The organism is Mesorhizobium sp. WSM4814, from assembly GCF_055811595.1.
This window is the reverse complement of the sequence record NZ_JBVVQT010000002.1, coordinates 100,934-122,495: the sequence shown is the minus strand read 5'-3', so window position 1 is coordinate 122,495 and position 21,562 is coordinate 100,934. Positions and strand designations below refer to the sequence as shown.

The 21,562-nt window shown below is 61.4% G+C and carries 26 protein-coding genes and 1 tRNA gene; 12 read left to right on the top strand and 15 right to left on the bottom strand.

The genetic code is table 11. The features are described 5' to 3' along the window. Positions 1 to 135 precede the first annotated feature (135 nt). On the top strand, positions 136 to 1,326 hold the full coding sequence (locus AC0L2V_RS03830) for a hypothetical protein (protein ID WP_473519484.1): 1,191 nt from the start codon (positions 136 to 138) through the stop codon (positions 1,324 to 1,326). A 232-nt stretch (positions 1,327 to 1,558) separates the two neighbouring features. On the opposite strand, the gene aspS is transcribed toward AC0L2V_RS03830, so the two are convergent. Next, positions 1,559 to 3,349 carry an aspartate--tRNA ligase gene (gene aspS / locus AC0L2V_RS03825; protein WP_473519692.1) on the bottom strand — a complete coding sequence of 597 codons (1,791 nt, stop codon included), beginning with the start codon at positions 3,347 to 3,349 and terminating at the stop codon, positions 1,559 to 1,561. 258 nt (positions 3,350 to 3,607) lie between these two features. On the opposite strand from aspS, the gene AC0L2V_RS03820 reads away from it, so the two are divergent. From AC0L2V_RS03820 to rnd, 3 genes are all read left to right on the top strand, one after another. Further along, positions 3,608 to 4,111: a DUF3280 domain-containing protein gene (locus tag AC0L2V_RS03820; protein WP_419696780.1), complete on the top strand. Its 504-nt coding sequence runs from the start codon at positions 3,608 to 3,610 to the stop codon at positions 4,109 to 4,111. Between the two features lie 161 nt (positions 4,112 to 4,272). After that, positions 4,273 to 5,517, top strand: coding sequence for an MFS transporter (locus AC0L2V_RS03815; RefSeq protein ID WP_473519483.1), 1,245 nt, complete (start codon positions 4,273 to 4,275; stop codon positions 5,515 to 5,517). Between the two features lie 97 nt (positions 5,518 to 5,614). Continuing rightward, the gene (gene rnd, locus AC0L2V_RS03810) at positions 5,615 to 6,766 is read left to right on the top strand and encodes a ribonuclease D (protein ID WP_287175941.1); all 1,152 of its coding nucleotides are present in this window, start codon (positions 5,615 to 5,617) and stop codon (positions 6,764 to 6,766) included. Positions 6,767 to 6,804: 38 nt separating this feature from the next. On the opposite strand, the gene AC0L2V_RS03805 is transcribed toward rnd, so the two are convergent. Both AC0L2V_RS03805 and guaB read right to left on the bottom strand, forming a co-directional pair. Further along, complete coding sequence (locus AC0L2V_RS03805; protein ID WP_031254642.1) at positions 6,805 to 7,344, bottom strand: hypothetical protein; 540 nt, start codon at positions 7,342 to 7,344, stop codon at positions 6,805 to 6,807. Between the two features lie 25 nt (positions 7,345 to 7,369). After that, positions 7,370 to 8,872, bottom strand: a complete 1,503-nt coding sequence (gene guaB / locus AC0L2V_RS03800; RefSeq protein WP_473519482.1) for an IMP dehydrogenase — start codon at positions 8,870 to 8,872, stop codon at positions 7,370 to 7,372. Positions 8,873 to 9,504: 632 nt separating this feature from the next. Here guaB and AC0L2V_RS03795 point away from each other — a divergent pair. Beyond that, a complete protein-coding gene (locus AC0L2V_RS03795) occupies positions 9,505 to 10,926 on the top strand; it encodes an MFS transporter (RefSeq protein WP_473519481.1) in 1,422 nt (473 codons plus the stop codon). A gap of 39 nt (positions 10,927 to 10,965) precedes the next feature. On the opposite strand, the gene AC0L2V_RS03790 is transcribed toward AC0L2V_RS03795, so the two are convergent. Both AC0L2V_RS03790 and AC0L2V_RS03785 read right to left on the bottom strand, forming a co-directional pair. Beyond that, the gene (locus AC0L2V_RS03790) at positions 10,966 to 11,661 is read right to left on the bottom strand and encodes an RlmE family RNA methyltransferase (protein ID WP_027154665.1); all 696 of its coding nucleotides are present in this window, start codon (positions 11,659 to 11,661) and stop codon (positions 10,966 to 10,968) included. Positions 11,662 to 11,797: 136 nt separating this feature from the next. Continuing rightward, positions 11,798 to 13,171: a Ppx/GppA phosphatase family protein gene (locus AC0L2V_RS03785; RefSeq protein WP_473519480.1), complete on the bottom strand. Its 1,374-nt coding sequence runs from the start codon at positions 13,169 to 13,171 to the stop codon at positions 11,798 to 11,800. Between the two features lie 351 nt (positions 13,172 to 13,522). Here AC0L2V_RS03785 and AC0L2V_RS03780 point away from each other — a divergent pair, with 351 nt between their 5' ends. The 3 genes from AC0L2V_RS03780 to AC0L2V_RS03770 all read left to right on the top strand — a co-directional run bounded on the left by AC0L2V_RS03780 (position 13,523) and on the right by AC0L2V_RS03770 (position 15,456). Then, on the top strand, positions 13,523 to 14,455 hold the full coding sequence (locus AC0L2V_RS03780) for a lysylphosphatidylglycerol synthase domain-containing protein (protein ID WP_473519479.1): 933 nt from the start codon (positions 13,523 to 13,525) through the stop codon (positions 14,453 to 14,455). Between the two features lie 136 nt (positions 14,456 to 14,591). Beyond that, positions 14,592 to 14,665, top strand: a tRNA-Gln gene (locus tag AC0L2V_RS03775). Between the two features lie 212 nt (positions 14,666 to 14,877). Next, on the top strand, positions 14,878 to 15,456 hold the full coding sequence (locus AC0L2V_RS03770; RefSeq protein WP_473519478.1) for a hypothetical protein: 579 nt from the start codon (positions 14,878 to 14,880) through the stop codon (positions 15,454 to 15,456). 64 nt (positions 15,457 to 15,520) lie between these two features. On the opposite strand, the gene AC0L2V_RS03765 is transcribed toward AC0L2V_RS03770, so the two are convergent. Then, positions 15,521 to 15,730, bottom strand: a complete 210-nt coding sequence (locus AC0L2V_RS03765; RefSeq protein WP_473519477.1) for a hypothetical protein — start codon at positions 15,728 to 15,730, stop codon at positions 15,521 to 15,523. A gap of 346 nt (positions 15,731 to 16,076) precedes the next feature. Between AC0L2V_RS03765 and AC0L2V_RS03760 the strand changes: the two genes are divergently transcribed. After that, on the top strand, positions 16,077 to 16,262 hold the full coding sequence (locus tag AC0L2V_RS03760) for a hypothetical protein (RefSeq protein ID WP_473519476.1): 186 nt from the start codon (positions 16,077 to 16,079) through the stop codon (positions 16,260 to 16,262). 58 nt (positions 16,263 to 16,320) lie between these two features. On the opposite strand, the gene AC0L2V_RS03755 is transcribed toward AC0L2V_RS03760, so the two are convergent. The 5 genes from AC0L2V_RS03755 to AC0L2V_RS03735 all read right to left on the bottom strand — a co-directional run bounded on the left by AC0L2V_RS03755 (position 16,321) and on the right by AC0L2V_RS03735 (position 19,050). Next, complete coding sequence (locus tag AC0L2V_RS03755) at positions 16,321 to 16,542, bottom strand: DUF768 domain-containing protein (protein WP_473519475.1); 222 nt, start codon at positions 16,540 to 16,542, stop codon at positions 16,321 to 16,323. Positions 16,543 to 17,085: 543 nt separating this feature from the next. Then, entirely contained in the window at positions 17,086 to 17,322 is a 237-nt protein-coding gene (locus AC0L2V_RS03750; RefSeq protein WP_473519474.1) for a hypothetical protein, read from the bottom strand. A gap of 348 nt (positions 17,323 to 17,670) precedes the next feature. Next, on the bottom strand, positions 17,671 to 17,964 hold the full coding sequence (locus AC0L2V_RS03745) for a hypothetical protein (protein WP_473519473.1): 294 nt from the start codon (positions 17,962 to 17,964) through the stop codon (positions 17,671 to 17,673). Between the two features lie 3 nt (positions 17,965 to 17,967). After that, positions 17,968 to 18,327 (bottom strand): hypothetical protein, encoded by a 360-nt coding sequence (locus tag AC0L2V_RS03740; RefSeq protein WP_473519472.1) that lies wholly within the window; start codon positions 18,325 to 18,327, stop codon positions 17,968 to 17,970. Between the two features lie 381 nt (positions 18,328 to 18,708). Continuing rightward, complete coding sequence (locus AC0L2V_RS03735) at positions 18,709 to 19,050, bottom strand: hypothetical protein (protein ID WP_473519471.1); 342 nt, start codon at positions 19,048 to 19,050, stop codon at positions 18,709 to 18,711. 233 nt (positions 19,051 to 19,283) lie between these two features. Between AC0L2V_RS03735 and AC0L2V_RS03730 the strand changes: the two genes are divergently transcribed. Beyond that, a complete protein-coding gene (locus AC0L2V_RS03730; RefSeq protein WP_473519470.1) occupies positions 19,284 to 19,769 on the top strand; it encodes a hypothetical protein in 486 nt (161 codons plus the stop codon). 47 nt (positions 19,770 to 19,816) lie between these two features. Here AC0L2V_RS03730 and AC0L2V_RS03725 read toward each other — a convergent pair whose 3' ends face one another. From AC0L2V_RS03725 to AC0L2V_RS03710, 4 genes are all read right to left on the bottom strand, one after another. After that, complete coding sequence (locus AC0L2V_RS03725; protein ID WP_473519469.1) at positions 19,817 to 20,011, bottom strand: hypothetical protein; 195 nt, start codon at positions 20,009 to 20,011, stop codon at positions 19,817 to 19,819. A gap of 196 nt (positions 20,012 to 20,207) precedes the next feature. Beyond that, the gene (locus AC0L2V_RS03720) at positions 20,208 to 20,522 is read right to left on the bottom strand and encodes a hypothetical protein (RefSeq protein WP_473507353.1); all 315 of its coding nucleotides are present in this window, start codon (positions 20,520 to 20,522) and stop codon (positions 20,208 to 20,210) included. A gap of 88 nt (positions 20,523 to 20,610) precedes the next feature. After that, on the bottom strand, positions 20,611 to 20,880 hold the full coding sequence (locus AC0L2V_RS03715; protein ID WP_473507726.1) for an ATP-dependent DNA ligase: 270 nt from the start codon (positions 20,878 to 20,880) through the stop codon (positions 20,611 to 20,613). Further along, positions 20,832 to 21,038 carry a hypothetical protein gene (locus AC0L2V_RS03710; protein ID WP_473507352.1) on the bottom strand — a complete coding sequence of 69 codons (207 nt, stop codon included), beginning with the start codon at positions 21,036 to 21,038 and terminating at the stop codon, positions 20,832 to 20,834. Before AC0L2V_RS03710 ends, AC0L2V_RS03715 begins: the two co-directional genes overlap by 49 nt. Positions 21,039 to 21,162: 124 nt before the next feature. Between AC0L2V_RS03710 and AC0L2V_RS03705 the strand changes: the two genes are divergently transcribed. After that, on the top strand, positions 21,163 to 21,354 hold the full coding sequence (locus AC0L2V_RS03705; protein ID WP_287320759.1) for a DUF3606 domain-containing protein: 192 nt from the start codon (positions 21,163 to 21,165) through the stop codon (positions 21,352 to 21,354). A gap of 1 nt (position 21,355) precedes the next feature. Beyond that, the gene (locus AC0L2V_RS03700) at positions 21,356 to 21,532 is read left to right on the top strand and encodes a hypothetical protein (protein ID WP_473507351.1); all 177 of its coding nucleotides are present in this window, start codon (positions 21,356 to 21,358) and stop codon (positions 21,530 to 21,532) included. Positions 21,533 to 21,562 lie beyond the last annotated feature (30 nt).

The window sequence follows — 21,562 nt, the reverse complement described above, 5'->3', positions numbered from 1 at the left end:
CAATGGATCGGATTTGCCTTTCGCCGTGGTTTTCGACCATTGTGCGGCGGAACGCCTTTTTCCCGTCCAGTTCGTCACGGAAGGGTGACGGCGCAACAAATTGAAAAATCTTCAGCACACTCTCAGGGAACCGCGATGACGATCAGACGCTCGACACTCAACAAACTCGCTTTTTCGACCTTGCTGCTGACGCTGCCGCTGAATGCGGCCCTCGCGCAGGATGCGGCGGTCGCCGACCGGCTGAAGGCGGCTCTCGCCGCGCAGGGCGTCGACATCTCCTGGACCGGGGTGACGGGCGATGCCTCCAGCATGGTGCTGCAGGGCGTGGCCCTCAAACCGGCGGCCGAAAAGGAAGCGCTCAAGATCGGCGACATCAAGCTCGAAGGCGTGACCGAAGCCAATGGCGGTTATGAAATCGAAACCGTCTCGACTTCGGCATTCCAGCACAGCGAAAACGGCGTCACGCTCGACCTCAGCCCCTTCATCATCCACGACATGACGGTTCCGGCCGACGGCGCCACAGGCCCGCTCGGTTCAATGATGATGTATGAATCGGCCGAGCTCGACAACATGACGGTCAAGATCGCCGACAAGACCGCCTTCTCGATGGACGGGCTCGCCATCGAAATCACCCCGCCGGACGACGGCAAGGCGATGGCGTTTTCCGGCACCACCGAAAAGTTCAATGCCGACCTGACGCTGGTCGAGGACCCGAAATCCAAGGAGGTGATCAACGCGCTTGGTTACCAGAACATCACCGGAAACCTTGCGATGGAGGGCACCTGGCAGCCTGCGGACGGCAAGATGGAGCTGTCGAAGTACGACATCGCTGTCGACAATGCCGGAACGCTCGGCATGACCTTCGGTTTCGGCGGCTACACGCTCGACGTCATCAAGTCGCTGCAGGAGATGCAGAAGAAGATGGCGGCGCAGCCCGAAGGCGCCGACAATTCGGCGCAAGGCATGGCCATGCTTGGCGTTTTGCAGCAGCTTTCGTTCAACAGCGCTTCGATCCGCTTTGACGACGATTCTCTGACCAACAAGGTGCTGGACTATGTCGGCAAGCAGCAAGGCATGTCCGGCAAGGACGTCGCCAACCAGGCCAAGGCGGTCGTGCCTTTCGGCATGGCGCAGCTCAACAATCCGGAATTGACGGCGCAGGTGTCGGCTGCGGTCGGCAAATATCTCGACGATCCGCAGAGCATTGAGATCCTGGCCGAGCCGCCGGCAGCGGTGCCGTTCGCGCTGATCATGGCAGGCGCCATGTCCAACCCGGCGGACCTGACGAAGACGCTTGGCGTGACGGTCAAGGCGAACGAAGACTGATTGGGGCGGGGCGTCAGCGCCGCCCCTCATCCGCTTAACGGCACCTTCTCCCCGTAAGTGACGGGGAGAAGGGAAATGGCCGCGACGTTGGCGCCTGTCTTGCAACGCTGGCAGTTGGCGAAATCATTTGTGACAGTGTCTTTCTCCCCGTCACTATACCGGGAGAAATGCCCTGCAGGGCAATGAGGGGCAGCGCAAAACGACAGCGTTTAGAGTCGGTTGCGGGAGGTTATTAACCCTCTTTCTTGGTCACTGCGACGCGCAGCGACAATTCGCGAAGCTGTTGCGGGCTGGCTTCCGCCGGCGCGCTCATCAGCAGATCATAGGCCTGCTGGTTCATCGGGAACATCGTCACTTCACGCAGGTTCCTGGCGCCGACCAGCAGCATGACGACGCGGTCGATGCCGGCCGCCATGCCGCCATGCGGCGGTGCGCCGTACTGGAAGGCGCGGTAGAGACCGCCGAAGCGCTCCTCGACCGTCTCGCGGTTGAGCCCGACAGTCTCGAATGCCTTGACCATGGTTTCCGGCAGATGGTTGCGGATGCCTCCGCTGGCGATTTCGAAACCATTGCAGACCATGTCATACTGGAACGCTTTGATGCCGAGCAGATCCTCACCGTTGAGCGCATCGATGCCGCCCTGCGGCATCGAGAACGGGTTGTGGGCGAAATCGATTTTTTTCTCGTCCTCGTTCCATTCGAAGAAGGGAAAGTCGACGATCCAGCACAGTTCGAAACGGTCGCGATCGACCAGGTTCAGTTCCTCGCCGGCGCGGGTGCGCGCCGCGCCCGCGAAAGAGACGAACTTTTTCGGGTCGCCGGCGACGAAAAAGGCGGCGTCGCCATCGGCAAGGCCGAGTTGGAGGCGGATTGCCTCGGTGCGCTCCTCGCCGATGTTCTTGGCGAGCGGACCGGCGCCTTCGAGCTTTTCGCCCTCCTTGCGCCAGAAGATGTAGCCGAGGCCCGGCTGGCCCTCGCCTTGCGCCCAGGAATTCATCCGGTCGCAGAAAGCGCGGGAACCACCGGTCCTGGCCGGAATGGCCCAGACCTCGGCCTTCGGGTCGTTGGCAAGGATGTTGGCGAACACCTTGAAGCCGGACTCGCGGAAATGTTCGGAGACCGCCTGCATCTCGATCGGGTTGCGCAGGTCCGGCTTGTCGGTGCCGTATTTGCGCATGGCGACGTCATAGGCGATGCGCGGAAACTCCTGCGTCACCGGCTTGCCGGCGGCAAAGGTCTCGAACACGCCCCGCATCACCGGCTCCATTGTCGCCAGAACGTCGTCCTGCTCGACGAAGCTCATCTCCAGGTCGAGCTGGTAGAATTCACCCGGCAGCCGGTCGGCGCGCGGGTCCTCGTCGCGGAAGCAAGGCGCTATCTGGAAGTAACGGTCGAAGCCCGACACCATGATCAATTGCTTGTATATTTGCGGCGCCTGCGGCAGCGCGTAGAAGGTGCCGGGATGGATACGTGACGGCACCAGGAAATCGCGCGCCCCTTCGGGCGACGAAGCGGTCAGGATCGGCGTCGAGAATTCGGTGAAGCCGACCTCGCCCATGCGCTTGCGCATCTCGGCGATGATCTTCGTGCGCGCCACGATGTTCTTGTGCAGCGTGTCGCGGCGCAAATCGAGGAAGCGGTATTTGAGACGGATGTCCTCGGGATAGTCCGGCTCGCCGAACACCGGCAGCGGCAGTTCCTTGGCCGCCGACAGCACTTCGATCTCGCGCGCGAAAACCTCGATTTCGCCGGTCGGCAAATTGGCGTTCGCGGTCTCGGCCAGACGGGCCTTGACCTCGCCGTCGACGCGGACGACCCATTCGCCGCGCACGGTCTCGGCAATCCTGAAAGCCGGCGAATCCGGGTCGGCGACGATCTGCGTCAGGCCATAGTGGTCGCGCAAATCGATGAACAGCAGGCCGCCGTGATCGCGTACGCGATGCACCCAGCCCGAAAGGCGAACGGAAGAGCCGACGTCGCTTTTCCTCAACTGGGCACAGGTATGGCTGCGGTAACGATGCATTGTCATGGGTAAGTCCGGATGTCTGATTGCGGCCAAGGCATGATGGCCCGGCCCGAAAATTTGCGCGAAAAGCACATGAGAGGCCGCCTTTGTCAAGGCAGGCGTCGCCCGGGCAGCATCTTGATTCGAACTTCGGCATTCGTCCGTGGCTGTGTGAAAACTCCGCACCACAGTCAAAGTGTAGAATTTCCTCCGCCTGATCGTGATCAGCGTGGCCGAGCCGTGTACAATGGCCGTCACATTGGCGGGAGGACTACCATGCGCATTCGCACATTGACTGTCCTGGTGATGCTGCTTGTCGGCACCTGCGCATTTGCACACGCACAGACAAAGCCGATGTCCATCGAGGTGTTTCCTTTCGAATTGGAAGACAAGAGCGCTGGCGCAGGCATAATTCCGCCGGATGAACATGATAGGCGCTATCTGTCCGAGTCGGCACAAATGGCGAAGGACATGCTCTCCCAGTCAGGGCGTTTTACAGTGCTTGATGTGCCAGCCGGGGATGAGCAGGCGGTGGCGCCGCACGGATTGCGCAATTGCGGCGGCTGTGAAAGCAAGATCGCCAAAGAGCACGGCGCGTCTCTTGCCTTGCTGGGCGTCGTAACGCGCGTCAGCCGAACAGAGCATACGATGTTCATTCGCATCCTCGACGCTGATACCGGGCAACCTGTTTCGCAGGGTTTTACCGATCTGCGGATGGGTGCGAATTACGCGTGGCCCCGCTCCGTCAAATGGCTGATGACAAACAGAATTCTTCGGTAGGGCGGCAAGCCACCCGAGTGCGCCATCGGCAGCGCGAAGGATTCCCAGCTAAAATCAAACTGATACGTTGATAGTCGGCGCTGGCCTGCTAACCGCCGGCAATTGCCGCTGGCATTGACGTGGGCGATGGTTCAAGAAGGATCAACGACAGGCCCTCCTTCATGTCCTCCATGCGCCCGCTGATCCCGCTCCTTATTGCCGCCGGCATCCTGCTCGGCGGCAACGGCCTGCAGAGCACCTTGATCGCATTGCGCGGGGCGCAGGAGGGGTTTTCGGCCTCGACCATCGGCTTGATGGGGACGTTCTATTTCGCCGGCTTCCTGCTCGGCTGCCTCGCCGTCACCCACATCATGAAGGCCGTCGGCCATGTCCGCGCGTTTTCCGCGCTGGCGGCGATCGCTTCGGCCGGGACATTGCTTTTGGTGCTGGTCGTCGACCCGGTCATGTGGTGCGCGTTGCGTCTCGCCGGCGGCTTCTGCTTCGCCGGCCTGTTCACCATCATGGAAGCCTGGCTCAATTCCGGGGCCGCCAACAAGGACCGCGCGCGGGTGCTGGCCATCTACCGGATGGTCGACATCGGTTCGGTCACCGGCGCACAGTTCCTGATCCCGATCGTCGGCGCCGGCGGTTTCGCCATCTTCGCCGTCATGTCGATCATGATCACGCTCTCGCTGGTGCCGGTGTCGCTCGGCGATCGCTCCAACCCGACCCCGCCCGAAGACGTCAAGCTCGACCTCGCCCGCGTCTGGCGGATCTCGCCGCTCGGCTGCTTCGGCTGCATTGCCGTCGGCGTCACCAACAGCGCTTTTCGCACCTTGTCGCCGGTCTATGCCGAACAGATCGGCATGTCGGTCACCGACGTCGTCACCTTCGTCAGCGTCGGCATATTCGGCGGCGCCATCATCCAATATCCGCTCGGCTATCTGTCCGACCGCTGGGACCGTCGTTCGGTGCTGCTGATAACGACGTGCTGCGCGCTGCTGGCGTCGCTGGCGCTGGTGTTCTGGGCGCGCAGCGATCCGTCCCTCAACTTCGTGATCGTCTTCATCTTCGGCTGCTTCGCCATGCCGCTCTATTCGCTGTCGGCGGCGCACTCCAACGACCGCGCCGACAAGGGCGAGTTCGTGCTGATCAACGCGGCGCTGATGCTGTTCTATTCCTTCGGCGCCATTGGCGGGCCGTTCGCCGCCTCGACGGCGATGCAGTATTTCGGGCCAAGCGCGCTGTTCGTGTTCACCGCCACAGTCTATGCCATCTTCGTCGTCGTCATCCTGTACCGGATGCAGGTGCGATCGGGCGTGCCGGCCGGCCATCGCAGTCGTTTCATCGGCCTTTTGCGCACATCGACGGTGTTCGCCCGGCTGGCCAAGCGCAACGATGATTCCGACGGGCCTGCCAGGCGATGATGACGGCCCGTCAGGTCTTGAAACCCCGACAGCGGCTTGACGAAAGCCCGCGCGGCTGAAATTGAAGGAGACCTTACACTTTGCCAAAAGCGATTTGATGCACGTCATCACCACCCAAAAAGAACTCGAGACCGCTCTCGCCACGTTCGAAAAGTCGGATTTCGTCACCGTCGACACCGAATTCATTCGCGAGACGACCTTTTGGCCGATTCTCTGCCTGATCCAGATGGCGGCGCCCGGGGTGACGGCGCTGATCGACCCGCTGTCACCCGATATCGACCTGAAGCCGTTCTTTAGGCTGATGGCCAACGAGGCGGTCGTCAAAGTCTTCCATGCGGCGCGCCAGGACATCGAAATCATCGTTCATCTCGGCGATCTGGTGCCGCATCCGGTGTTCGACACCCAGGTGGCGGCGATGGTTTGCGGCTTTGGCGACAGCGTCTCCTATGACCAGCTCGTCCAGAAGGTCACCGGCGCCCGGCTCGACAAGTCCTCACGTTTCACCGACTGGCGCCACCGGCCGCTTTCCGAGAAACAACTCGACTACGCGCTTGCCGATGTCACCCATCTGATCGAGGTCTACCAGCACCTCAGCGCCGAGTTGGTGCGGGAAAACCGCGCCCACTGGCTGAACGAGGAGATGGACGTGCTGACCGCACGCGAAACCTACGATCCGCATCCGGAGGACGCCTGGAAGCGGCTGAAGATGCGGCTGCGCAAGCCGCAGGAGCTGGCGATCGTGCAAGCGGTGGCGGCGTGGCGCGAGCGTGAGGCGCGCGAACGCGACGTGCCGCGCGGCCGGGTGCTCAAGGACGACGCCATCTACGAGGTGGCGCAGCAGGCGCCGCGCGATGCGGCAGCACTCGGCAAGCTGCGCACCACGCCGAAAGGCTGGGAACGCTCGGCGACGGCAACGGCGCTGCTTGGCGCGGTCAACAGCGCGCTTGCCTTGCCCAGGGAAGAGATGCCGAAGCTGCCGAAGAGTTTTCAGCCGCCCGAAGGCTCCAATGCCGCCGCTGAATTGCTGAAAGTGCTGTTGCGGATCGTCGCCGAAAAGGAGGGCGTCGCTTCGAAGGTGCTGGCCTCAAGCGACGACATCGACCGCATCGCCGCCGAGGGCGAGGACGCCGACGTGCCGGCCTTGCAAGGCTGGCGACGCGCCGTGTTCGGCGAGGCGGCGCTCAAACTGGTGCGCGGCGAGCTCGCCATCAAGTTCGACAAGCGCAAGATCGCGCTGTTCGATTTGTAGCATTCGCCAGACTTTCTCCCCTTGTGGGAGAAGGGCAGTCAGCGCTGTTTCTGAGCGGCCAGGTGGAAAACCGCGATGACGATCACCGGTATCGCCAGAAGCGCGAATTTGATGACGATCAGCGCCGAGGCGAAGGACAGCGAGTCCGGATTGGCCGACAGGAAATCGGACAGCATGCGGGCCACCGCGATGTTCTGCGCATAATCGGCAAGCGTGTAGGGCAGCACCAGGACGAGCGCGAACAGCGACTGGAGCTGGGCGGACAGAGCCCGGAAGTTCTTCAGCCGTCGCCCGGCGGCAAGGATCAGGCTGACCAATGTCAGCGACAGCAGCGCCGGGAACAGCAGGTCGAAGGTCAGGTAGTGCCAGACCAGGATGATCTCGCTGCCGCGACGCCCGAGTGCCGTCAGCCAGGCCATGCCCTCGTCCGGGGTGAACCCGGCAAAGCGCAAATCGAGCGACGGCAGGCCGCCGCTCAGCTGGCGGAAATAGAGGAACTCCATCGCCGTCATGGCGACGAAAACCCCCGCGCAGACAAAACAGAGCGCGGCAGCGTGGCGCGACAGCCTTAGCATCATTGCCGTCAGGCTTCGTGCGAACTGGTTAGGCTCCGCCGGGGTAATTCGGGCTTTCGCGGGTGATCGTGACGTCATGGGCGTGGCTTTCACGAAGTCCGGCGTTGGATATGCGTACAAAGGTGGCGCGGTCGCGGAAATCGGCAAGGTCGCGCCCGCCAACATAACCCATAGCGGCTTTCAGGCCGCCGGCAAGCTGGTGCAGCACGCCGGACACAGGTCCTTTGTAAGGCACCTGCCCTTCGATGCCTTCCGGCACCAGTTTCAGCGTGTCGCGAACCTCGGCCTGGAAATAGCGGTCGGCGGAGCCACGCGCCATGGCGCCGACCGAGCCCATGCCGCGATAGGCTTTGAACGAGCGGCCCTGGTGCAGATAGACTTCGCCCGGGCTCTCGTCGGTGCCGGCCAGCAGCGACCCGATCATGGCGGCACTGGCGCCGGCGGCGAGCGCCTTGGCGAGATCGCCGGAATATTTTATGCCGCCATCGGCGATGACGGAGACGCCCGATTTCTGCGCCGTCTCGACCGCCGACATGATCGCAGAAAGCTGCGGCATGCCGACGCCGGCGACGATGCGGGTGGTGCAGATGGAACCCGGCCCGATGCCGACCTTGACGGCATCGGCGCCGGCATCGATCAACGCCAGCGTGCCTTCTGAAGTGGCGACGTTGCCGGCCAGGATGCGGACCGAATTGGCCAGTTTCTTGGCCCGCGTCACCGCATCGAGCACGCGTTGCGAGTGACCATGCGCGGTGTCGATCACCAAAAGGTCGACGCCGGCGTCGATGAGCCGCTCGGCGCGCTCAAAACCGTCATCGCCGACGCTGGTGGCGGCCGCCGCGCGCAGGCGCCCCTGCACGTCCTTGGTGGCGTGCGGGTTGAGCTGCGACTTCTCGATGTCCTTGACGGTGATCAATCCGACGCAATTGCCGCCGCTATCGACCACGACCAGCTTCTCGATGCGGTGCTGGTGCAGGAGCCGCTTGGCCTCGTCCTGATCGACATTTTCCTTGACCGTGATCAGGTTCTCACGGGTCATCAGCTCGTAGACTTTCTGGCCCGGGTCGGAAGCGAAGCGCACGTCGCGGTTGGTCAGTATGCCGACCAGCCGTCCGACCGTGTGCCCGCCAGCGCCGCCATTCTCGACCACCGGAATGCCCGAGATGCTGTAGGTGCGCATCAGCCCCAGGGCGTCGGCGAGCGTCGCATCGGGGCCGATGGTGACGGGGTTCACCACCATGCCGGATTCGAATTTCTTGACTTGCCGCACCTGCTCGGCCTGCTCGGCCGGCGAGAAATTGCGGTGGATGACGCCGATGCCGCCGGCCTGGGCCATGGCGATGGCGAGACGCGCCTCGGTGACGGTATCCATGGCGGCGGACAGGATCGGCACGTTGAGGTCGATGTCGCCGGCAATGCGGGCGCGGATATCGGTTTCGCCGGGCATGACCTCGGAATGACCCGGCTGCAGCAGCACATCGTCAAAGGTCAGCGCCAATGCGCCCGTGGACGTTTCGATAATCTTTGCCATGGCCAGCCCTCGGAATGCATGAAAAGCGCTGGACCGGATGGACAGCGCCGACTCGTCTTCTTCCCTTTCAGGATTGGCGCTGGCTCGTAACACGTCCCGTCGCCGTTGAAAAGCCGATTGCTTGTGCACGACAGCGCTGCAACTCAGCTTAATGCCTTTCGCGGTGACGGATGGCGACCGGCATTCACCGCTGCTCTGCTCTGATTGACTGTTGCCTGGGCAGGCCGCGGGCAATCGCTTCAGGTTTGCGCCGCCCCTCACCTGCCTGCCGGCATCCTCTCCCCGTATAGTGACGGCGAGAGGGACGCCTTCGCTAAGGATTTCGCCAATCTCCAGCGTCGCAGAAAGAACGCCGAGGTCCGGACAGCCCCTTCTCCCCGTCACTATACGGGGAGAAGTGCCCGGCAGGGCGATGAGGGGCGGTGCCGACGTCGAGAATTGGCTGATTTGCGCCAGCGACCCGCCGCCGAGGCGTTTTTATTTGGGTGCCATTCTTTGCCGGCTTCGAGCATGCCCGCTGCCAGGTCGCACAAATGTGACAGCAAGTTAAGGCGACATCCAACGCAACCCGTGGTAACCGCCCTGCCTGTCGGCTTGCCCCGGTCGGCAACAATCGAATCCGGACGCGCTCCATGAACCGCACCATTCCGCTTATCCTGGCGGTCGCCCTTTTCATGGAAAACATGGATTCGACCGTTATCGCAACGTCGCTGCCGGCGATCGCCGTCGACCTCCAGACCAGCCCGGTGGCGCTCAAGCTGGCGCTGACCGCCTATCTGGTGTCGCTGGCGGTGTTCATTCCGATCAGCGGCTGGATGGCCGACCATTTTGGCGCCAAGGCCGTGTTTCGCGCCGCGATTGCCGTGTTCATCGTCGGATCGGTCGCTTGCGCGGTGTCGAATTCGCTGCCGGCCTTCGTGGTCTCACGCTTCCTGCAAGGCATTGGCGGCGCCATGATGACGCCAGTGGGACGCTTGGTGCTGGTGCGCGCCACGCCGAAGAGCGAGCTCGTCGCCGCGATGTCGTGGCTGACCGTTCCGGCATTGGTCGGGCCGCTCGTCGGGCCGCCGGTTGGCGGTTTCATCACCACCTATTTCAGCTGGCACTGGATCTTCCTGATCAACGTGCCGATCGGGCTGATCGGCATCTGGCTGGCCACGCGCTTCCTGCCGGAGACCGAAGCGGCGCCGACGCCGCCGCTCGATTTCATCGGCTTCGTGCTGAGCGGGCTGGCGGCATCGGGCATCGTTTTCGGCCTGTCGGTGGTCAGCCTGCCGGCCTTGCCGCCGATTGCCGGCTTCCTCACCGTGGCTGTCGGACTGATGTCGGCCGTGCTTTACCTCCTGCATGCGCGCCGCGCCAAAAATCCGCTGCTGGCGCTCGAACTGTTCCGCAACCAGGTGTTCCGCGCCTCGGTCCTCGGCGGCGGGCTGTTTCGCATCGGCATCGGCGCCGTGCCCTTCCTTTTGCCGCTGATGTTCCAGATCGGCTTCGGGCTGACGCCGTTCCAGTCGGGAATGATCACCTTCGTGGCGGCGATCGGCGCCATCGGCATGAAATTCGTCACCGCGCTGATCTTCCGGGTCGCCGGCTTCCGCCGCGTGCTGATCTTCGGCTCGCTGATCGCGGCGGCGTCGATTGCCATCAACGGCCTGCTGACGCCCGAGACGCCGTATCTGCTGATCCTCGCCGCCTTGCTCGCCGGCGGCTTCATCCGCTCGATGTTCTTCACCGGCATCAACGCGCTAGCCTATGCCGAGATTTCGACCGCCGACACCAGCAGGGCAACGCCGATCGCCGCAGTGTTCCAGCAACTGTCGATCGCGCTCGGCGTGGCGCTGGCCGGCGGCATTCTGGAAGTGTCGACGACAATTCATGGCGGGGCGCTGACGCTGAGCGACTTCCACATCGCGTTCTTCATTGTCGCGGCGGTGTCGGCCGCCGCATCGCTGTCATTCATGCGGCTGGCGCCCGATGCCGGCAACGCCGTATCGGGACATGGCGGGCTGACGGCGCCCAAGACGCTGGGGGTGTCTGGTCCGCAGGGCGGTTGAGGCTCTTCCCTTCTCCCACAAGGGGAGAAGGAAAAGGCGCTAGCCCTTAAAATCCTTCGCCAACAAATAAAGCTCCACCGACTCATCGCGCGAGGCCGGCGGTTTGACGTGGTGGACCGAGCGGAAGTTCTGCTTGAGCCTGGCGAGCAATTCGTTCTCGGCGCCGCCCTGGAAAGTCTTGGCGAGGAAATGGCCGCCCGGCTTCAGCACCGAGAGGGCGAAATCGGCGGCCACCTCGCACAGATACATGGTGCGGATGTGATCGGTCCGGCGATGGCCGGTGGTGGGTGCGGCCATGTCGGACAAAACGATGTCCGGTTGGCCGCCGAGCGTTTCGGCGAGCTTTTGCGGCGCCTGCGGGTCGAGAAAATCCATCAACAGCACCGGCGCGCCGGGCACCGCGTCCATTTCCAGATAGTCGATGCCGACGACATGCGGGTGTTCGGCCGTCGATTTCGTGCGCGCGGCGGCAACCTGGCACCAGCCGCCGGGAGCCGCGCCAAGGTCGATGACCTTCATGCCGGGTTTGAGCAGATGGTGCTTATCGTCGATCTCGATCAGCTTGTAGGCCGCGCGCGAGCGGTAGCCGTCGGCCTTGGAGCGCTGGACATAGGGATCGTTGATGTGGCGCTGCAGCCAGCGGCGCGACGATTCCTTCAGGCCGCTTTTCTTCTTGATCCGCGTCTTCAGCACGCGAATGCCGGCAGAGCCTGGTTTTTCCGGTTTCCTGGTCATTGCCTGACTTCTTGTTTGAGCATGATATTTTCCGAAAACCGGTTGCCACTTTTCGCTGACGCGATCCTGCGGTTCGGGATCATGCATTCTGGTCTGAGCATGATCTTTTCCGAAAACCGGCCGCCACTTTTCGGGATCATGCTCTGCCCCGCCCATTGTTTCGCCAGACACCGTCGTCGGCCATCAATTCGCTCAATATGCCCTCGCGCAGGCCGCGGTCGGCGACGCGCAGCCGCTCCGACGGCCACACCGCGCGGATCGCTTCCAGGATGGCGCAGCCGGCCAGCACCAGATCGGCGCGATCGGCGCCGATGCAGGGATTGGCGACGCGCTGCTGAAAATCCCAGCCGACCAGTTTTTCGACCATGCGGTCGACGCTGTCGCGGTCCATCCACAGCCCGTCGACGCGGCGGCGGTCGTAGCGGTCCAGGTCGAGGTGGACGCCGGCCAGCGTCGTCACCGTGCCCGAGGTGCCGAGCAGGTGGAATTTCGGGCTGGCGAGCACATGGCTCAGCCGGTCGCGCCCGTCGAAGGCGTGCAGGCGCACTGCCACATCCTCGACCATGGCGGCAAAGATCTCACGGGTGACGGCGCGGCCGCCAAAACGCTCGGCCAGCGAGACGACGCCGACCGGCAGCGACGTCCAGGAGACGATGTGGTTGGCGAGCCTCGGCGAGCGGTGGCCGGTGAGATCGATCAGCGCGATTTCCGAGGAGCCGCCGCCGATGTCGAACAGGACGACGCCTTGCGTGTCGCGGTCGACCAGCGAGCCGCAGCCCGACACCGCCAGCCGCGCTTCGGTCTGGCGGTCGATGATCTCGAGTTTCAACCCCGCCTCGCGCTCGACGCGGTCGAGGAACTCGGCGCCGTTGGCGGCCGTGCGGCAGGCTTCGGTGGCGATCAGCCGGGCCTTCCTGATCTTGCGGCCGCGCAATTTGTCACCGCAGATTTTTAGCGCCTCGACCGCACGGTCCATCGCCGGCTGCCCGAGCCGGCCATTGGCGGTGAGGCCCTCACCCAGCCTGACGATGCGCGAGAAAGCGTCGATGACGCGGAACTGGCCGTGGCGCGTCGGCACCGCCACCAGCAGCCGGCAATTGTTGGTGCCGAGATCGAGTGCCGCAAACACCGGCAGTTCCTGCAGCGGCGGGCGGCGAGCAGCCGGCTCCGGCCGGCCTGGCGCAACCAAAGGCAAGGGCGCGACGATCGCCGCGGGCGGGCGGCTGGCTGGAGCGCTGACAGCAGCCACCGCCACTCCGGCCGCAGCGAGGCGAACGTCGTCGCGCGCGAAAACCTTGCGGCCGCGCCGACGTTTGCGCCGCTTCCTGGTCTTGGCCTTCTGGCCATTCTGATGCTGGGACGCGTCGCCTGCCTGTCCGTGACCGGACCAAGGCTGCACCGGGCGGCCATTGTGCCGGCCGGCGGATGGGCTTGCCTGGCCCGAAGGCGGCGGCGAAGCCCTGGACACGCCCACTTCCGGCGCGCCGGCGCCGGTGTCGTGGTCTTCCACTTCAGTTCCTTCCGGCGCCGCGCGAACCGGAGACCGGACGCAGCAGGCGCTTTCATGTGTTCCAAGTTGCCACCAGACTAGCAGCGCCGGGCCGGATCACCAAGAGCGCAGGGGTCGAATTTGTCGGCGGCATTGTCTCGCCGCTCCGCTCGGCCCGATGATGGCGGGACAGAGGGGGGCGCGAAGGATCGCCAGCCTTTCCTTCTCCCGCTGCAACGCGCCTTCGCAGTTGAATAGCCGGCTTCGATAAGGCATTTCTGAAATGGCGGGGATGAAACATTCGAAATCGCGGGCAGAGTTCCTGACGCGAACCGAACGGGCAACGGGGCTGCAACGCATGATCGTCACGCCATGAACTGGAGGCGTTATTTCTGGCCGGTCGTCGGCGTTGCGGCGGTCGTCTTCTCGCTATGGCTGCTGCTGCACGAACTGCGTGGCATCTCGCTCGACGACGTCTGGGACGGCATCGTCGCCATGCCTGCCCGCGGCTGGGTGCTCGCCGCTTTGAGCTCAGTCATCGCCTATGCGTCGCTGGCCGGCTACGATCACATCGCGCTCCTGCATATCGGCAAGAAAGTGTCGTGGCTGTTCGTCACCCTGTGCTCCTTCACCACCTACGCGCTGTCGCACAATATCGGCGGCTCGGTATTTTCAGGCGCGGTGATCCGCTACCGCGCTTACGGAACCAGGGGGCTGACCGGACAGGACGTCGGCATTCTGGTGGCGATCTGCTGGATCACCTTCGTGCTGTCGACGGTGTTGGTTTCAGGCATCGTGCTGGTGCTCGCACCGGAGATCGTCGACCGGTTTTCCGGCACGCCGCATCATCGGCTTTCGCAGGCGGCGGGGCTCGCGATGCTGCTCGTGGTGGCGGCCTATGTCTTCGGCAGCTGGCTGCATCTCAGGCCGCTGAAGATCGGAAGGTTCCAAGTCCATTATCCGGCGCTGCCGATCGTCGCGCGGCAATTGCTGATCGGCCCGATCGAGCTGCTGGCGGCGGCGGCGATCATCTTCTTCGCCCTGCCCGAAGCTGGCAATCCCGGATATTTCGTCGTGCTCGGCGTCTTCCTGGTGTCGTTCTCGGTCGCCCAGATCTCGCATGCGCCGGGCGGGCTCGGCGTGTTCGAGGTCGTCTTCCTGACCGGCCTGTCGCATATGGACCCGGTCGGCGTGCTGGCAGCACTGCTGGTGTTCCGGCTGTTCTACCTGATCATCCCGCTGGTGATGGCGCTCGGCGTCGTGCTGTATTTCGAGCACTCGCAGCTCGGGCGAAGGGAGAATTGAGGGGCGGCTTTGAACCACGCCCTTATGAAACGTGCCGATTAAAATGCCTTCGGCCGGCTTGACTATTTTCCGACGGCGGCTACAAGGCACGCGCGGCGCCATCGTCGCCCTGCCCGCGCGGTTTTCTGCGCCCTGCTGGGGAATAGGTTAACGGTAGACCCACGGACTCTGACTCCGTTAGTCCTGGTTCGAATCCAGGTTCCCCAGCCAAACAAAATCAAACACTTAGCTGCCATAATGGCGAAAAGCCATGTTGCTAGCACCAAATGCGTAGCAACATAAGTCCTTGATTTGTAAGGCTTGGGAATGAGCGGAGGCTGCGAATAGCAACATGGATAGCAACATGGGGGGCCTGTGGGGCACCTTCTCGGCCCGCGCCAACGGGTGCTAAATCGCCTGCTCGACTGTTTTGGGGGATTCGGATGCCAATACCATCTTTGCCGACTGACAATCTCTACAAGTTCATGACTACGCTGGGCGTCCTCTTGTTCGCTTTTTCGATGTGGAGTTGGATGGCGGTAAACGAGAAAGCCGGCGACACATTGACCAACATAGAAGCCACAAGGGATGCAATGGATGCGCGGGTTCAAACTTTTGAGAACCACTTCGACCAACTAGACAGGCGAGCCAATACGGCAAATTCCGATTTAGCCGAATTACAGCGGCGAGTTGATGAGCCAAATGCCAATCCGGCCGAATTAGAGCAGCGTGTCAATGCACTAAAGTCGGTCAACGCCGATTTAAGCAAGCATCTCGAAGGTATGCGGGCTGAGGGGGAGGCAATATTTGCTGAGTTGCAAAAGAACCTGAAGGAGTCGCAGATTGGAATGGCGAAGGTCAAGTCTGGGTTGGCCTCTGCATCGCTTTTCAAATTCGGTTACTGGTTTGGTCTGCTAGTTGCGTTGGTGGGTGGAGGGCTTTGGTACTGGAATTTTCAGCGGCATCAGGATTTGATTGTTCGGCGGCAGGCGACTGAATCTGAGTCAAAGAAGGCTGGCTAGTCTTCGCTCACAAACCAACAAAACCCCGCCGAAGCGGGGCCTTTGTCGTTGCGAGGCGGAACGGTCAGGCGGGCAGTAGCACCTCGCCCAAGATCATCAGGTCGCGCACCTCGCAATCGTCCAGACGGCGCACGCCGTAGACTTCTCCTAGTCGGCCCGCCCGTTGTCGGGTCATAACTCGCGATGGCATTGGCTGTTCACGGTGAGTGACCAGCGCTCCGATTTCAAATTGCCAGTCGGCGTCGATGCTGGCAGCGTTTACGTGGACGTTCATTTTTGCAAGTCTCCAGGTTTCGGCTCTCACAAAGCCAAGCCGGAAGAGGCACCGGCAGCCGGGGTGTGAGACGACCTGGAAATCGCCGGCAAGCTTTTAGGTCTCGACCTTGGACATAGCTATGCCACCCCGGCCAAGGTCTGGTCCGCCGCCGCGTCGACCATGTGCCCTTTTTTCCCTTGCAAGAAAGCATGGCCGAGAATCGGAATAAGCGCAACAGAATTGTTCGCTAAATAGCTGAAATCATTATGCGTTTTCGCCTTAAAACTCAAGCCGTGATATGCGAAAGCGCCTACTTGCTGATTGTGCTTGTGAATTCGCGGCGGCACCTTGTGCCAGCTCTGCGATGATGCTGCGCGCCCTATTGCGAACGCTCGACCGCAAAGGTTGGCGCGTCATCTCCCTTGCCGGCCTGGAGAAATTCAACGACAGCAGAAAGAAGTCGCTCGGCGACGATCCTATTCATCGCCAGTTCGATCGTGCCGGTGTCGGTCTCCAGTTCGAGGAGTCCGATCAAGGGCTCGGCCGATAGGAGTTGTTGAAACCGGATCTACTGGGCTTGCGTTTCATAGAGCCTCCATCGGGGGCGGTTAGATCGCCAAGCCTTCGTCATGGTGGACGATCGCATCTAGGATCACTTCGTAGACGCTCCCTATGTCTTCCTCGATCTCGACTTCGCCAATGCCTAGAGCTTTTGCATCCGCGAGCAGCTTCTGGACCGCTTCCCTGACTGAAATCACGTCCGCGCTCATAAGGCCATCGAGGTTGCTGCTCAGCCATTTGTGCAAGAAGTCCGTACCGCGGGTGCTCATTCCGTCACAAGCTGGCGGAGCGCTTTAAGTTCCTTCGTCCTGAACCCTCGACATTATTGTAGCCGTAGGGGTCGATCGGTCTCGATGTTGACCGAAGGGTGAAACCAATGGAGAGACTAACGGTTTCCAGCAAAGGACGCGCGGCGTGGTATACCATCACTATCCGGGGAAACATTGGATACGCAGCCGCTCAGAGCCATCAAAATCAACACCAAAAATAGTCGCATCTTTCCCTCCGAATTGGGGGCACTTAGCACGGATGTCATGCTGGTGCCTGGCCGCCGACCGAAAGCGAGGCCCGTTCAGATTTATGGAGACCGACATTCCCCGGATGAACCCGGTTTCTGGCGACACAGTAGCCGTCATGGCCGCCCCAGGCAATGTTGAGCGCGGTGCGGGAGGGTATTCGCCTTGCGGTGCTGCCAACCGAGCCAAGCCTTCCCAGGCAGCTGTCCTGATGCTCTACGGTCCCGAGCCGGTCCATGAGGGCGAAGCGCTTGCGAAGGCCATAATTGAGACGGTCGAAAGGTTGACTCGATGACCCTAGCCGCCACTCATAGGCGCCGCATGCGGGCGCTCCCAATCGGCCGGTCGACCGTTCAGCAGATTCAGCGCCCGGGTTATGTCCCGGTGCAGTTGGTCGAGCACCTCCCAGTGCTCGCGAAATGGCTTCAGCGACAACTGCGCATCCCGCAGTTCCCGCTGTAGAAGCGAAGCCTGCCACTCGATTTTGGCAAGATGGAATTCGGAAATGGCTTCATGTCGGCGATAGCGTGGCATGCCGGATGATAGGAATATATTCCGCAGGCAGTCAACGGAAGAACACACAGGGAACAAAAACCTTGTGGGAAAAAGCAGCCACATCGGGCGGGAGAATTTGATTGCCTGTAGATTAGCCAGTGCTGGATGGGGTTTGCGGTGTCCCTAACAAGTGACAAGTTCCGCAAACCCCGGATGCCAGTTGGCTCCCCGGAGGCGGGAGGTGGCTGTAACCCACCTCCCGTTTCGGGTTTAGCCACGCTAACATTGGGCCGAAGTGGCATATTCCGCAACTGGATTTTGGCTGCCCGTCGCGGCTTCCACAGATCGTTCAGCGGCGCCCCGACGGAGCGGTGCCAAGACTAGGACCTAAGCCTCAATCCATTCCGCATCCCGCTTCATGGGCGACCCGACCAAGTCGGGCCAGCCGCCCTTCGTCTCAAAGGTCACTCCGCCAAGCTTGACCGTTGCTAACATCACAGTTCCGCCGACAGCCACAAGAGGCTTGCCGTCCCACATTAGGTCCTTGGTCCGAACCTCCTTGAAGAGGCGAACCCCGTGGTGGTGCAGGCCATACCGGAAATCATCCACATAAAAACCGGCAATGTCGAAATCGTCATTGGTGAGGACTGATGCGGCAAAGAATTCGGGTGCGTCGACCATTTGTCACGGCTCTGCGCCAAGCGAGTTTGAGCCTGCAGCAACCACATATTTTAGGCGCGGACCCGCTGTTTCCGACCAGCCAGCCAGGATGAAATCCTGATCCGCATCGAACGACACACCGGCAGCGCGGTCGCGGTGCAGCAACGTCTGGAAGGCTTCTACTGCGCCGTCGACTGCGAATGGCGCAAGTTGCGCTAGACGCAGGGCGTATTGCATGAAGGCCGTCATACCGCCGCGACCAACCATCACGAGAGGCAGGCTTCCGATTCTAACCATCTTGTTGGCAATTCCGTCGGCCGCAAGAGTCTCTCGACACCACAATCGCATCTCCGCAATCGTGGCCCGCGTGGCATCAACCTGCAACCGCGACCTCTCTACGTACACGTTATCGATTTACACGGGTCCATTGCCGTAACTCACTGCGACTAGCGTTTTCGAGGCGACTAGCGTTTTCGAGTTAGAAATCGGGCTTCCCGCATAAGTGACGGCCAGTCGGACCCCAGAAGAGCGATAAGCTCGCGAGCCTGCTCTTCGGTTATATTCGCCTCTTTAACCAAGCGCTGAACGACAGAGTCGTCAGGGGCCCCGCTGGGTGTTCTGTCCCTATCGTCAGCCATCGGAAAAAATCCTTAGGTAGCATAACGCGACCATTTGGACTGAGTTCCTCCACAATGACTTCCGCGATCACGGGATTACTCGGATCTCCCCAAGCTCGGTAGTATCAAGGCGGCGGACGCCAATCCGCTAGGCCGGCGCCCGACAAGGCAATCTACCCCAACGCCCCCCCAAGTGGCGCCGGCCACTTTCAGCCCCCTCGTTCGAAAGTTGGCTTCCAGTCGCGATTGCGCGCCCGCTGCTGGCTTTCGTAGTGAAGAACACCTGCCGTCGATCACCACCGGCAGCCTTGCAGTTTGAGCAGATAAAGAGCCCGACCAGGTCGTCGTGCATCGGGCCGTGGTCACGGCCGAGCCTGTCAATCAGCGCCTGGATGTCGAGCTTCGTCGATTTGCAGCACATCGGGTGCGCACAATTGACATAGATGGTCTCGCGGGCGGCCAGGGTGTCGGCGAGGGTCTTTTTGGGCATGGCGATCTCCGTTGAGGGCTCGCCGCAACGGGGAGGAATATAATCCTGAAAACGAGGGCGTCGGCAATAGGGGACGCCCACTCTTTGACATTGGGTTGATATTAGCTCAGGGGCCTCATTTCTTTCGGCCGGACTCTTTGCAACCTTCTCGCTATCGTGTGCGGCAACGGCGCGGCGTCTTGAAGCATCCGCTTCATCGGCTCGTTGCGTTTTTCGTCAGTGTGAGCACGATAATGGAACGTCCAAAATCCGTATCGGAGATGATCGAGCGCCACGACAGCGATTTTTACGAGCCGATAGGGCGCTTGATAATGCAGTTTGGATTTCTGGAATTCCATATCGATCATTGGCTGTCCGCGCTTGGCGCCGACCAACCGAAGCTGCGGAAAGCGAACAACTTGAATAACAAAATCACTCTGTATGGTCAGATCATCGACCAACACACCACCGAACCGAATGACCTTGCCGAGCGCGATCGCCTCGTCCAGCAGATGCGCGAACTCAACACGTTTCGCAATCGTGTCGTTCACGGTCCGTGGAGCGCATACCTCGGAGAAAAGAAGGCTTGGCAGAAACTCTCAGGCAACCGGCAAAATGCAACACACCAATTTTTTGAGGTGACTGCCGATGTAATTCGGGCGGCTGCTAGCGACCTCGCGAAAATCCAGGTAGAGGCGTCTCACTTTGCCTTTGGCTTTCTAGTACCGAAAAAGGCATAGCAACGAGCGTGGCAGGCGACGAAAGACTAACGGCTGGGTAGCTCTGGCTACTTGCGCACGATCCATTCCAGCAAGTCAGGATCGACGTCATCGCTCCCGGTAGAGTCGCTGATCAAAAGCGCGGCAACCGACCGCCATTTGTCTTCGGGGATATTCTCTTCGATCACGGTTTTTATGAAGGCGCTGCGCAGGATATCGCAGTCAAAAACCGATACCTGGGCGCCTGCCTGGGTTTTCGCCATCTCAGCCCTCCTGCCTCTAGGGCGGAAGCACTGCCAGCTCCCGAGCGTCCGCGATGCCTCTATTCGGTACGGACGACGTTGGGATTGTACGCCTTATTGCGAATTTCGCGAGTCCGGCCTCGCTCAATCTGGCGCGGCCTTCAATCCTCATCCCAGAAATCCTGCAGCGAGGCGTGCCGAAGGTCTTCCTCGCCCCTTAATGCTTCACGCGGGCCTTGATACCCGGCTTTACCCACTGCGTTGCCGGCCGCTTTGGCATGTCCTTGGGCGGTGGCCCGGCATGTTCCTGAACCCTTTTCCAAAGCCGCTCCCGCATCTGGCGATTGACGCTGACGAAAGCACTGCCGACATATTTGCGCGTCACCGGGTCAGCCATCAGAGCAAACGCCGGCTTGCCCCTCTCGCGTTCAACTCCGAGAGTCTCAAACTCGCTTTCGGTGAAGGATTTTGTCTTCAGCCAATTGGTTGTCGGCCCGCTGCGATATTTGCTGTCTCGACGCTTCGATACCATTCCCTCCAGGCCGGCAGCGTCGATTAGATGATAGATCGCATTAGCCTCGCCGGCATTGTCTCACTGAACTGGATGCGGCTATCAGACCCTATAAGGCCGGCAGGATTTCCCGCCTGTCCTCCAGCACCATGTCGCGCAAGTCATGGCCGTTGAGATGCAGGAGATCGAACGCGACGAAATAGAGGTCGTGCTGGCGCCTAGTGATTGCCTTGCGCAGCGCGGCAAAATCCGAAAGGCCAGCCTCATTTAAGACGACGACCTCGCCGTCGATGATGGCATTCTCGACGTCCAGCGTTCGCGCCGCCGCAGCTAGGTCGCGGTATTTGGATGTCCAGTCGAGGCCGCGGCGGGTGAAAATCCGCGCGCCGCCGGCGTCGATAATAATTGGGAGCGATAGCCGTCGAATTTGGCTTCATACATCCAGTCATCGCCTTGGGGCGGCTTGGCAACCAAGGTAGGCATCATCGGCGGAATGAACTCAAGCCGGCCGGCGCCGGTACTTACAATTTTACGCACTTATTCGATTCTAGGCGGACGGCTTATATTAGCCAGAGTGAACGGAACGTGATTCCGCAGGGCTGCAGCAACAAAGTCCCGTGTCCGGCGTTGCCCATCGACCGAAGCTTATCAGGAGAACGACATGGCCGACGACAAGAGCAAGCGTGACTTCCGCGACCGCGACCGTGTGTCCGCCGGTGACGACTACGAGATCGAATATTTTGCCCAGCAGAACGGCGTTTCGGCAGACCAGGTCCGCCAGCTTATCAAAAGCAAGGGCAACGACCGGGCCACTCTGGCGGAAGCCGCGAGAGCATTGCGGGAGCGGAAATGAGATGTCGGACCAAAAACAAGGCACGGGATATCGAGGCAAGGACCACGACCAGCCAATCAAGCCCGAGGTGGAGCGTTTCGAGCATTGTCCAGTGTGCGGACAGGACTTCGACAAGCGCGATCTTGGCCAGGTGCTTCATTCGTGCCGAGCCAGGAACATCCACCTCTATCGTTTGTGAATTGAAAGCCCGCGCCCATGAGGAAAGGAC

Excerpts from the sequence above, each read along its gene's own strand:
- AC0L2V_RS03725 (WP_473519469.1), bottom strand. The coding sequence starts at position 20,011 with ATGGCGAAAACCCAGGCAGGCGCCCAGGTATCGGTTTTTGACTGCGAT.
- AC0L2V_RS03805 (WP_031254642.1), bottom strand. The coding sequence starts at position 7,344 with ATGATGCTAAGGCTGTCGCGCCACGCTGCCGCGCTCTGTTTTGTCTGC.
- AC0L2V_RS03760 (WP_473519476.1), top strand. The coding sequence starts at position 16,077 with ATGATGCTGCGCGCCCTATTGCGAACGCTCGACCGCAAAGGTTGGCGC.
- aspS (WP_473519692.1), bottom strand. The coding sequence starts at position 3,349 with ATGCATCGTTACCGCAGCCATACCTGTGCCCAGTTGAGGAAAAGCGAC.
- AC0L2V_RS03790 (WP_027154665.1), bottom strand. The coding sequence starts at position 11,661 with ATGACCAGGAAACCGGAAAAACCAGGCTCTGCCGGCATTCGCGTGCTG.
- AC0L2V_RS03830 (WP_473519484.1), top strand. The coding sequence starts at position 136 with ATGACGATCAGACGCTCGACACTCAACAAACTCGCTTTTTCGACCTTG.
- rnd (WP_287175941.1), top strand. The coding sequence starts at position 5,615 with ATGCACGTCATCACCACCCAAAAAGAACTCGAGACCGCTCTCGCCACG.
- AC0L2V_RS03720 (WP_473507353.1), bottom strand. The coding sequence starts at position 20,522 with ATGGTATCGAAGCGTCGAGACAGCAAATATCGCAGCGGGCCGACAACC.
- AC0L2V_RS03750 (WP_473519474.1), bottom strand. The coding sequence starts at position 17,322 with ATGCCACGCTATCGCCGACATGAAGCCATTTCCGAATTCCATCTTGCC.
- AC0L2V_RS03815 (WP_473519483.1), top strand. The coding sequence starts at position 4,273 with ATGTCCTCCATGCGCCCGCTGATCCCGCTCCTTATTGCCGCCGGCATC.
- AC0L2V_RS03700 (WP_473507351.1), top strand. The coding sequence starts at position 21,356 with ATGTCGGACCAAAAACAAGGCACGGGATATCGAGGCAAGGACCACGAC.
- AC0L2V_RS03820 (WP_419696780.1), top strand. The coding sequence starts at position 3,608 with ATGCGCATTCGCACATTGACTGTCCTGGTGATGCTGCTTGTCGGCACC.
- AC0L2V_RS03745 (WP_473519473.1), bottom strand. The coding sequence starts at position 17,964 with ATGGTCGACGCACCCGAATTCTTTGCCGCATCAGTCCTCACCAATGAC.
- guaB (WP_473519482.1), bottom strand. The coding sequence starts at position 8,872 with ATGGCAAAGATTATCGAAACGTCCACGGGCGCATTGGCGCTGACCTTT.
- AC0L2V_RS03735 (WP_473519471.1), bottom strand. The coding sequence starts at position 19,050 with ATGCCCAAAAAGACCCTCGCCGACACCCTGGCCGCCCGCGAGACCATC.
- AC0L2V_RS03730 (WP_473519470.1), top strand. The coding sequence starts at position 19,284 with ATGGAACGTCCAAAATCCGTATCGGAGATGATCGAGCGCCACGACAGC.
- AC0L2V_RS03705 (WP_287320759.1), top strand. The coding sequence starts at position 21,163 with ATGGCCGACGACAAGAGCAAGCGTGACTTCCGCGACCGCGACCGTGTG.
- AC0L2V_RS03770 (WP_473519478.1), top strand. The coding sequence starts at position 14,878 with ATGCCAATACCATCTTTGCCGACTGACAATCTCTACAAGTTCATGACT.
- AC0L2V_RS03780 (WP_473519479.1), top strand. The coding sequence starts at position 13,523 with ATGAACTGGAGGCGTTATTTCTGGCCGGTCGTCGGCGTTGCGGCGGTC.
- AC0L2V_RS03755 (WP_473519475.1), bottom strand. The coding sequence starts at position 16,542 with ATGAGCACCCGCGGTACGGACTTCTTGCACAAATGGCTGAGCAGCAAC.
- AC0L2V_RS03765 (WP_473519477.1), bottom strand. The coding sequence starts at position 15,730 with ATGAACGTCCACGTAAACGCTGCCAGCATCGACGCCGACTGGCAATTT.
- AC0L2V_RS03795 (WP_473519481.1), top strand. The coding sequence starts at position 9,505 with ATGAACCGCACCATTCCGCTTATCCTGGCGGTCGCCCTTTTCATGGAA.